3 protein-coding genes are annotated in these 2,392 nt (G+C 65.8%); all 3 read left to right on the top strand.

From position 1 onward, the window contains the following. Positions 1 to 698 precede the first annotated feature (698 nt). Positions 699 to 947, top strand: coding sequence for a hypothetical protein (locus AAF481_20420; GenBank protein ID MEM7483531.1), 249 nt, complete (start codon positions 699 to 701; stop codon positions 945 to 947). A gap of 88 nt (positions 948 to 1,035) precedes the next feature. After that, complete coding sequence (locus AAF481_20415) at positions 1,036 to 1,860, top strand: Uma2 family endonuclease (protein MEM7483530.1); 825 nt, start codon at positions 1,036 to 1,038, stop codon at positions 1,858 to 1,860. Positions 1,861 to 1,962: 102 nt separating this feature from the next. Then, positions 1,963 to 2,392 (top strand): carboxyl transferase domain-containing protein (locus AAF481_20410; GenBank protein ID MEM7483529.1); only part of this gene is annotated, 430 nt, incomplete at its 3' end.

The raw sequence follows: 2,392 nt of genomic DNA, 5'->3' as shown, positions 1-2,392 counted from the left end.
TGACCTCCGGTCCATTGCTTTCAGAGTCAAGCGCTCACCAACCATGGCGAGCGTCAGTGATGCTCAGCAGCAGCTCGTGCGTTGCTGAACGGTTGAGGTTGTGTCGCAGGCCGAGGTTCCGCAGCTCGTCGCTGCCTCCTCAGTCGGCACAGGGCGAGAGCCACAGCAGCCGCTCCCATCGGTTTCAGAGGCCGCTTCGACCTCCTTGGGCAGCGCTCCGGGAACATAGACTCGAGCGATCGTCAAGACGAAAGCGCGAGGGTCGTCGGTCGTGTGGTTTTGCATGGTCTGGTTCCTTACGTGGGGTGGGTTGACTCGTGCTTCCTTTAGATAGACGGAGCCGCTGGAAAAAGGACGCACGACTGCTGCGGGATTCTCGCGATACGGCGCCTTGAGGCCAGGTCAACACGGCTGGAATCGACGCCTGGAACCGCCACCAGCCCCATCGAGTCCAACGAGGCATGGCACGCGAGATGCCGTTCAGCAGATGCCGTTCACCCTGGAGATACACCATGCGCCTACGATCGACAGTTCTTAATCTGACCAGCAGCGCTCTCCTGCTACTCCTGGGGTGCAACTCGCCCCCCGGAGGCCGTCCATCCGTCGGGCAGCTATCCGATACGACACCAAGCGCCGCCGGCACAGGGCCGGGCAGCGCGCCCTGGCAGTTCGTCGATGCTTCAATCCGTGAGCACGGCATGATCGACGGCTATGGAGACCTGACAGCGGGGCTCGCCGAGCTGGACAAGTACTTCGAGGTGACGATCGAAGATTCGGGAGACCACTGGAGCGTCGATCTCTGGCCGCATTCCGGCGAGGGCCACGACTACATGTTCGGAGTGGCGAAGGACACCGGCGAAATGGTCGATGTCGTGATCGGTCACCTCTTCCCCATGCCACCGCCGCCAACGCCTGAGGCGCCAGCGGATGAGGAGGCACACGAATAGCAGGATCGGTGGCGATTCGTCAGGAGACGAGGGCTGCTCCAAGACCCTCGAGCGGCTTCCGATCAAGGCTATCTGCTAGGCTCGATCCATGGGTAAGGACTTCAAGTACCGCCACGGTCGCTTCGAAGCCGATGAGATTCGCGACGGCGACGGCTATGAGCTGTCGGGCGGTTATCCGATCCGCTGTCTGCCCACTGGCGGCCGGGGCTCGGACGCCGCGGCCACCGGCGCGGCGGTCCTCCGCAGCGATCCACAGGTCGACTCGGCCGGGGTCGACACCGGCTACTCACCGGCGCCGGACACCCTGCGTGCCCCGGATGTGGCGGTGGGCAACGTGCCACGCGAGCCCGGTTGGGTCAAGGGCGTGCCGCCTTTGGCGGTGGAGTACGCCGACACCGGCCAAGACGAGGCGGATCTCGAGGTCAAGATTCGCGAGCTCCTGGAGGCCGGTACCCGATTCATCTGGGTCGTGCGGCTGATCGGGCCGCGGCGGGTCGAGGTCCACGAGCGCGGTCAGGCGATGCGAACGCTCCAGCCCGGCGAAGAGCTGCTCGCGCCCGGCATCCTCAAGAATCCGGTACCGGTGGAGGCGCTCTACGACTGGCAGGTCGGCCAGGAGGTCACCCTGCGCAATCTCCTGCAGCGCCACGGCTATGACAGCCTGGATGCTGTCAGGTCGGCGGGCGAGGCCGCGGGGAAAGCCGAAGGGCAGGCAGCAGCCCGAGCCGAAGGCCAAATCGAAGCCTTGAAGAGATCGATTCTCGATGTCTTGGCGGCGCGCGATCTGGTAGTGGACGACGACCTCCGCGCTGCGATCGCAGCCTGTCAGGACACTGCCCTCTTGCGGCGCTGGCTCCGCCAAGCAGCGACAGCGGCCTCGGCAGCCGAGGCCCTCCCGCGGACCTCAGCATAGAAGGAGTGCGCTCGCCGGGCGGCGGCGCCCTCTGGCACACATGCCCCCTTGCCAGCCTTCGATCGGCGGTGACACGATGACCGCCCGATGAAAGATCAAGACCTGCTTGGCGACTGGCAATCGAAAATCGCGACCACGCTAGACGAGAGCCGCCCGGAGGCCGTCGCACGGCGCCAGGCCAAGGGCTATCGCACGGCGCGCGAGAACCTGGACGACCTGTGCGACCCCGGTTCGTTCATCGAGTACGGCCAACTGGCGGTCGCCGCCCAGCGCCAACGCCGCTCGCTGGAAGAGCTCCGGGCCGAAACGCCGGCCGACGGCGTTCTCACCGGCCTGGCGACGATCAACGCCGAGCACTTCGGCTCCGACAAGGCCCGCGCCGCGGTGATCGTCAACGATTACACCGTGCTGGCGGGTACTCAGGGCTACTTCCACCACCGCAAGCTCGATCGCCTCTTCGCCGTTATCCGCCAGCAACGTCTGCCGGTGGTGATGTACACCGAAGGCGGCGGCGGCCGGCCAGGCGATGTCG

The organism is Acidobacteriota bacterium (assembly GCA_039030395.1).
Taxonomy (GTDB): Bacteria; Acidobacteriota; Thermoanaerobaculia; order Multivoradales; family JBCCEF01; genus JBCCEF01.
This window is presented reverse-complemented; position numbering and strand designations above follow the sequence as displayed.